The sequence below is a fragment of the Sulfolobus sp. B1 genome, from assembly GCF_007050195.1.
Lineage (GTDB): Archaea > Thermoproteota > Thermoprotei_A > Sulfolobales > Sulfolobaceae > Saccharolobus.
This window is the reverse complement of sequence record NZ_QIMI01000095.1, coordinates 1-6,609: the sequence shown is the minus strand read 5'-3', so window position 1 is coordinate 6,609 and position 6,609 is coordinate 1. Positions and strand designations below refer to the sequence as shown.

Annotated in this window: 10 protein-coding genes and 1 pseudogene; 5 read left to right on the top strand and 6 right to left on the bottom strand. The window is 33.5% G+C overall.

What is annotated here, in order from left to right:
* The 3 genes and pseudogenes from DMP16_RS11380 to DMP16_RS07025 form a co-directional block, all read left to right on the top strand.
* A pseudogene (locus DMP16_RS11380) lies at positions 1–109 on the top strand (thiaminase II); the annotation flags it as partial.
* Positions 110–122: 13 nt separating this feature from the next.
* The gene (locus DMP16_RS07030; protein WP_069283714.1) at positions 123–1,277 is read left to right on the top strand and encodes an alanine--glyoxylate aminotransferase family protein; all 1,155 of its coding nucleotides are present in this window, start codon (positions 123–125) and stop codon (positions 1,275–1,277) included.
* Between the two features lie 77 nt (positions 1,278–1,354).
* Positions 1,355–1,702 carry a hypothetical protein gene (locus DMP16_RS07025; protein WP_069283715.1) on the top strand — a complete coding sequence of 116 codons (348 nt, stop codon included), beginning with the start codon at positions 1,355–1,357 and terminating at the stop codon, positions 1,700–1,702.
* Here DMP16_RS07025 and DMP16_RS07020 read toward each other — a convergent pair.
* Positions 1,692–2,141 (bottom strand): EVE domain-containing protein, encoded by a 450-nt coding sequence (locus tag DMP16_RS07020; RefSeq protein ID WP_069283716.1) that lies wholly within the window; start codon positions 2,139–2,141, stop codon positions 1,692–1,694. The two genes, DMP16_RS07025 and DMP16_RS07020, sit on opposite strands and share 11 nt — an antisense overlap.
* A gap of 593 nt (positions 2,142–2,734) precedes the next feature.
* On the opposite strand from DMP16_RS07020, the gene DMP16_RS07015 reads away from it, so the two are divergent.
* Complete coding sequence (locus DMP16_RS07015; protein ID WP_069283717.1) at positions 2,735–3,061, top strand: hypothetical protein; 327 nt, start codon at positions 2,735–2,737, stop codon at positions 3,059–3,061.
* Here DMP16_RS07015 and tpiA read toward each other — a convergent pair.
* A complete protein-coding gene (gene tpiA, locus DMP16_RS07010) occupies positions 3,053–3,739 on the bottom strand; it encodes a triose-phosphate isomerase (protein ID WP_069283718.1) in 687 nt (228 codons plus the stop codon). The two genes, DMP16_RS07015 and tpiA, sit on opposite strands and share 9 nt — an antisense overlap.
* A 29-nt stretch (positions 3,740–3,768) precedes the next feature.
* On the opposite strand from tpiA, the gene DMP16_RS07005 reads away from it, so the two are divergent.
* Positions 3,769–4,281: a DUF429 domain-containing protein gene (locus DMP16_RS07005; RefSeq protein WP_231961114.1), complete on the top strand. Its 513-nt coding sequence runs from the start codon at positions 3,769–3,771 to the stop codon at positions 4,279–4,281.
* On the opposite strand, the gene DMP16_RS07000 is transcribed toward DMP16_RS07005, so the two are convergent.
* From DMP16_RS07000 to DMP16_RS06985, 4 genes are all read right to left on the bottom strand, one after another.
* The gene (locus tag DMP16_RS07000; RefSeq protein ID WP_143577021.1) at positions 4,264–4,632 is read right to left on the bottom strand and encodes a hypothetical protein; all 369 of its coding nucleotides are present in this window, start codon (positions 4,630–4,632) and stop codon (positions 4,264–4,266) included. The two genes, DMP16_RS07005 and DMP16_RS07000, sit on opposite strands and share 18 nt — an antisense overlap.
* Positions 4,633–4,665: 33 nt before the next feature.
* Positions 4,666–5,790 carry a citrate synthase gene (gene gltA / locus DMP16_RS06995; RefSeq protein ID WP_143577020.1) on the bottom strand — a complete coding sequence of 375 codons (1,125 nt, stop codon included), beginning with the start codon at positions 5,788–5,790 and terminating at the stop codon, positions 4,666–4,668.
* Positions 5,790–6,218 carry a CBS domain-containing protein gene (locus DMP16_RS06990; RefSeq protein ID WP_069283722.1) on the bottom strand — a complete coding sequence of 143 codons (429 nt, stop codon included), beginning with the start codon at positions 6,216–6,218 and terminating at the stop codon, positions 5,790–5,792. The genes gltA and DMP16_RS06990 overlap by 1 nt, the downstream gene beginning before the upstream one ends.
* Before the next feature lie 24 nt (positions 6,219–6,242).
* A partial coding sequence (locus DMP16_RS06985) for an isocitrate lyase/phosphoenolpyruvate mutase family protein (protein ID WP_185957834.1) occupies positions 6,243–6,609 on the bottom strand: 367 nt, incomplete at its 5' end.

Sequence of the window (6,609 nt, the reverse complement as noted above, 5' to 3'; positions counted from 1 at the left end):
ATTAAAAAAACATTTTAGAACAGCTTCAGTTTACGAATACATGTTTTGGGATTCAGCTTACAGATTAGAAAAATTTCCATTTAATGTAGAAAAGAATAAAGGAGTGTAGTTAAGCCTATCTTATGGATAAGCTTTTACTACACGTAGGTCCAACTACAATAAAAGAAGATGTGCTTATTGCTGGATTGGATAATAACGTAGGCTTTACTTCTAAAGAGTTCGTAGAAGCTTTCAGAAAGTCTCTTGAAGGGCTAAGATACGTTATGGGTGTTAGTAAAAAATATCAACCATTCATAATACCGGGTGGAGGGACTTCTGCCATGGAAAGCGTAACATCTTTGCTTAAAAAAGATGATAAAGTTCTAGTATTATCTAATGGTGTATTTGGAGATAGATGGGAACAGATTTTCAAGAGATATCCGGTAAGTGTAAAAGTAGTAAGACCTTTACCTGGTGAATACGTTAATCAAGATTTAGTATTAGAAGAAGTGCAAAAAGAGAATTATAAGATGGTAACTTTAACACACGTAGAGACTAGTACCGGAGTTAGAGAGCCTGTAAAAGAGGTTGTGGAAAAGATAAGAAAGTACGTAGATCTAGTAGTTGTAGACGGAGTATCTAGTGTAGGAGCTGAGGAAGTAAAGGCTGAAGAGTGGAATATTGACGTATATTTGACAGCTAGCCAGAAAGCCTTAGGTTGTCCAGCTGGGTTAGGGTTATTAGTACTATCACCAAAGGCTAATGAACTTTTAAATAACGAGGATTCAATTGCTGGTTATTATCTGAATTTAAGAAATTGGCTACCAGTAATGAGAAATATGGAAGAAGGAAAAGCTTCATATTTTTCCACTTTACCAGTTCACGTAATTCTGCAATTAGCTAAAGCGTTTGATCTAATAAGAGAGGAAGGAATTGAAAACAGGGTTAAAAGGCACGCGTTAGTCTCTAGCGCTATAAGAGCTGGAGTTGAAGCTTTAGGACTTGAAATAACTGCTAAGAAACCGGCGTCATATAGTAATACAGTAACCGGAGTTGTACTTAAAAAAACAGATCCTCAGAAAGTTTTAGCTGAGACAATAAATGAGGGAGTTGAATTTGCTCCAGGTGTGCATCCTGCTTTTAGGTATTTCAGGATAGGCCATATGGGTTGGGTAACGCCTAATGATGCAGTAGTAGCAATAAGTGTTATAGAAAGGGTTTTAAGAAAACTAGGTGAACCAATAAGGTTTGGAGAAGGAGTTAAAGCAGTACAGGATGTCATCTCATCAGCTCGCTGAAAGTACGTCATCTTTCCAACTCCCCGAAAATATCATCATTCACACTTTTTATGGTAATACTAAGCAATAATATAAATATGACTACTGAGAACAATGTTACCTATACTGACCTATTGGATTATCAATTACTTAAACATTATTATGAAAGCGTAATATCTAGATTAAAGAATAAGAGTATAAGAAACTTAAAGAGCACTATAAAGGAATTACTAGGAGTCATTGGAAAAATTAAGAACTTTATAACTGACTCTAGACTGAAGGATATAATTTTAAACCAAGAGAAAGTAGCTAAAAGATTGTTAGTGATAATAAATATAAGATATCTGATATTCTTCATCTATAAGTATATAATAGGTAAACTAATATCAACCCTTTATGACTTACTACAAATGTTCATATCGAAACTAGAAACAATCAAATATTGAGTATTGATTCTTTGAGGCACTCTTCAATTATCTTGGCATCATACTCTGGAACAGGTCTCTTTAAGTTAGCAGGGGCATTCCTCAGATATTTAGCTAACTGACCCTTATCCTCAATGAAACGTATTTTATCCAATATTTTTTTCATATCGCATTCACCAGTTACTACTGGTTCCACTTTTACTCTGAATATATAAATACCTCTATTTCTTACCGTCTCCTCAGGATAAACGGGAGTATGGTCTTCATACCAGCCAGACAGTACTTTAACTATTCCCACTATCTTTCCGCCATAACGTTTAGCATAATACTTACTAACGTAAATTATTATATAATCACCTTCTTTAATATAATCTTGTAGATTCTCTTTATAACCATATATCCCCTTGTCCCTTATAACTTCCCACATATCTTCTTGAATTGGCACTAACCAGTAGGTCACAGAAAGCTATTATATTTTGAGAATATAAGATTTACCTAAATTTCAACCGTTACGAAATAGCCTTGATAATACGAAAAATAATATTTAACCTTTTGTTTTACTAGATAATTGTCATATTCCTTACTTCCTTTTTCTTCAATTTCTAGAAAAATTATAGTAATATTTTGTCCTTTATATTTAATCTCTCATAACAATAAAATTTATTTGATTAATATATGGTATTATCTCATAATAAGTGACAGAGAATATTAAATTGACGTTACAGAAGTATACCTTATTTATACTTGACGTTATTATAGGCTACAATACAAATCCACTCGTAAACCAATGAAATAACTTTAGACATGACAGAGAAACGGCTAGCCTTATCTTTTAGGGTGGGAAAGAAGTTCAGACTAATTTAAGTAAAACTGAAAAAGCTTGGGCGTTTAAGATTTTTAATCATTTATGAGTATCTTTATAATAATGAACAAACTTTTAATTTTACCCTTTTTAGCGTTGGGACTTTCATTATTGGCTTTAGCTCTTAGTATTATCGCTCTATTTATCAGTATGAAAAATCATTAATATTTTAAGGATGATAGGTAGTTTTAATGATAGGATGTAAGGATACTGAATGTATAATAAATTTAATAAATGTAGTATTGGAAAAATATGGCATAAAAAGTTTCGTAAAGCAAATTAACTTGAAAGTCGTTGACGGATTATCAAAATACGAAGATGGAAATGTAACAATCAATATACTTAAATATGATGAAATCTACCATGATGCAGGCGGAGAAAGTGAACTTATTTCATCATTTATATTTTTAGTTAGCTTATATTCGATTGTAGGAGTAAAAAAGAGCGAAGAGATCATACTTAATGAATTCGGAGCAAATTCATTAATTTATAAACTACATAATATCTTATTAGCTTAAATCCATCGCTTTTAGTGCACTAATAATTAAATCCTCAACTACCTTATCTGGTTCCTTGGCTTTCATTACTGCACTAGCTACTCCAATCCCTTGAGCTCCTAGTTTTATTGCCCTAAAAACATCTTCACCGTTCGTAATTCCAGCACCAGCTATCAGATATACATCTTTGTTTTTACTTATTTCTTCTACAGCTCTAGTTATTACTTCTGGTTTAGCCCTCGATACTGAGATACCGGTTCCAATAAGTTCTGGAGGTTCAATAAGTATAGCATTTGGTTTAAGAAGACTGAATGGGTATACCAGTTCATATCTATCTACGCATAAAACACTTTCTAAACCGAGATTCTTTAGTCTTTTTAAAACATCATCTATTTCATCAGCTCTCATCCTCTTCTCACTGTGATTTAATAATGTACCTTTTGCCCCTGCATCTTTGATCAATTCTGGTGGTATAGTACCAGTGAAAGCACCTAAACTATTTGAATCAACATGCTGAGCGTAAATTGGTAAGTCAATTTCTTGAGACATCCTATATATCATTGTAGATGGCACGGAAAGTATAACCTCTACGGAGTGATCTTTACTTATTTTCTCTATTTTCTTTCCTAATTCAATAGCTTTATTTCCATAAGAGTTATCATATACCTTGTAGTTAATTAATATAATAGGTAGTTTCACATACTTAAGAAAAAGAGGTAAAATAAAAAGTGTATTGTGGAATAGACCTAGCTGTGAAGAGGAAAACAGCAATAGGCGTACTGCGTGGAAAGGAAATAAAGATTATCGAGGCTACTACTGATGGGGAAATTCTGGAAATATGTAGACAATCAAAGATAGTTGCAATTGACTCTCCATTATCTCACTCTAAAGGGTTCAGAAAAGTAGATAAGGAGATGATTAAGAGAGGATTCAAGGTATTACCACCTTCTTTCATGGTTAGTCTAGTAGATAGAGCAATAAGGTTATCTAAAGAACTTAAAGTAATAGAAACTCATCCTACTTCCTCATTAAAAAATATTGGCTTAAATTGGAAAGATCTTCATAGTATAAAAGATTATGTGGATGCTGCGATATGCGCGATAACGGCAATGGAGTATGATAATTCTGATGTAGAGGAAATTAGTGCAGATGACGGAACAATTTATCTACTTCCAAAAAAGTTTCGTTATAGTTTGAAGAAAAAAGATTTTGATACCTTTGTTTTATGTGAAAGGACCTAAGTGAGGTAATGCTATGCCTAATGCCCCCAAAATAAGTAGGATTATTGCAGCTACTATTATTGCTAATATTGCAATACCTAAAGCTTGCAACCATCCAGTATCAAAAATCACCTTATACGATCCCAGAAACGCTATAAAGCCAATGATTACGCCAATTATTGGTGATATAAAGGAGAATATAAAAGAAAATATGTCAAACACTATTGCTCCTATTAAGGTTGCCAACATTGCTCTTCCAAAGGTAGTAGTCCTAGGTGTTATTATCTTTCCAGCTATCCATGTAGGTATTGAGACAATTATCCAGACAATTATGAAAGCTATTATCAAAGCTAACGCTCCAGCTAAAGCCATAGCAATAATGTTCTGTAAACAAAAAATAAAAGTTTATCTTTTACTTATAGGAACATATTGTAATGATTCGGGTCCTATGTAGAGAGCTCTAGGTCTTATTAGTCTATGCTGTTCTTCTACGTATTCAATTATATGAGCTAGCCAACCTAATGTCCTCGATAAGGCAAAGAGAGCCGTGAACATATATACTGGGAATCCAAGTGCGTAGAAGACTATACCAGAGTAGAAATCAGTGTTAGGATATATTCCCTTACTGCTAAAGTTCTTAATGCCTAGCTCTTCAAGTTTCTGAGCTATTTCAAAGTACTTTTTAGCTTCACTATTATGGGCAATTAATGTAGTAGCAAGTTCTTTAAATATCTTTGCTCTTGGATCATACGTCTTATAAACTCTATGCCCAAACCCCATTAGCCTATTCTTCTGTTTAATTATCTTCTCATTAAACCAGTTATCTACGTTATTGGGATCTTTTATTTCTAGGAATTGTTTAAACGCCTCCTCAGCTGCTCCTCCATGTAATGGACCTTTTAACGCTGCTAATGCTGCCGTTAAAGAAGAATACATATCTGATAATGTTGAACAAGCAACTAGTGCAGCTGTAGTAGAGGCAGGTACTTCATGATCAGTATACAATATTAATGCCTTATCCATAGCGTTAATTTCTTCGGGTGTAGGATCTTTAGAAAAGCTAGCAGCTAAGAAACTCTTAGCGTAACTGTCTGATGGTTCGGGTATCTTAGGTTTATTCCCTTCCTTTCTTCTAAATACGTTAACCACGATTGTCGACATCTTCGCCATTATGCTTACAGCTTTCTCTTTATCATTCTCTTTCCACTTAAAGTTCTTATCAAGAGAAGCTAATCCAGCTGTGGCTAACTCTAATAAGCCTATAGCGTCAGCGTCCCTCGGCATAAGATATATTGCATCAATAACCTCTTGAGGAACTTCATACTCCTCGTTTATTTTTTGTTTTAATTTATTCGAAGTCGGTAACTTTCCATATAACATTAAATAGATAGTTTCTTCATAGCTTCCATATTTAACTAAATCATTAATATCATAACCTCTATATCTCAATATTCCCTTCTCACCATCTATAAAAGTAAGGCTAGTTGTCTTGATTATAACATTTTCTAAACCTTTACTAACTATACTCATTAATCTGTACCCCCTTCCCATGTTGATTCAGATTTAATCAAAAAATTTAACACATGTTCTTCATTTATGATATCTCTGATTGAAATAACTCCTACTAATTCTCCTTCTGACCCTATAACTATTACATGTCTAATATTATTCTTGATCATCTTCTCAGCTACCTCCCCTATTGGAGAATTTCTCTTTACTGTAATCAAATTCCCATAAGTTCCAAGTTTTTCTACAGGGTCATTAAGGTCCTTCCTATTAGCTATAGCACGCATGAGATCTCTTTCAGTAAAGATACCTACAGGACGATTTCTGTCATCCACTATAACGACTGAGCCTATGTTATTCGAATACATAACTTTAACTGCATCAATGGTTCTAGTTCCTAACTTAACTACAATAGGTGGTTTCTTTATTAAACTTTCAGAAGTTATCATCATAATTTAAACTTAGAACATAAAATTTTAAAGCTTTCTAAGAATTTTTATACTCCCAAGTTCTTTATCCATTCTCTCATAGAAGAAATAATCAATGATATCATATTGCTCTTGCCTAGTTATCATTTTATCTAATAAATTAATTTGTGAACCTTCATTTAGTAAGACTTCTAAAGCCTCTTTCATTGCCTTAGCTGCTACTCTGAATAACGTAACCGGAAATATTACGTATTTATATCCCATCTCTTTGAATTCTTGAGCTTTAATATAAGGTGTTTTACCGAATTCTGTCATATTAGCTAGTAGAGGAGCCTTAACTTCCTTAGCGAACTTGGCAAACTCATCCTTACTAGTAAGAGCCTCAGGGAAAATCACATCGGCACCTGCTTCAAGA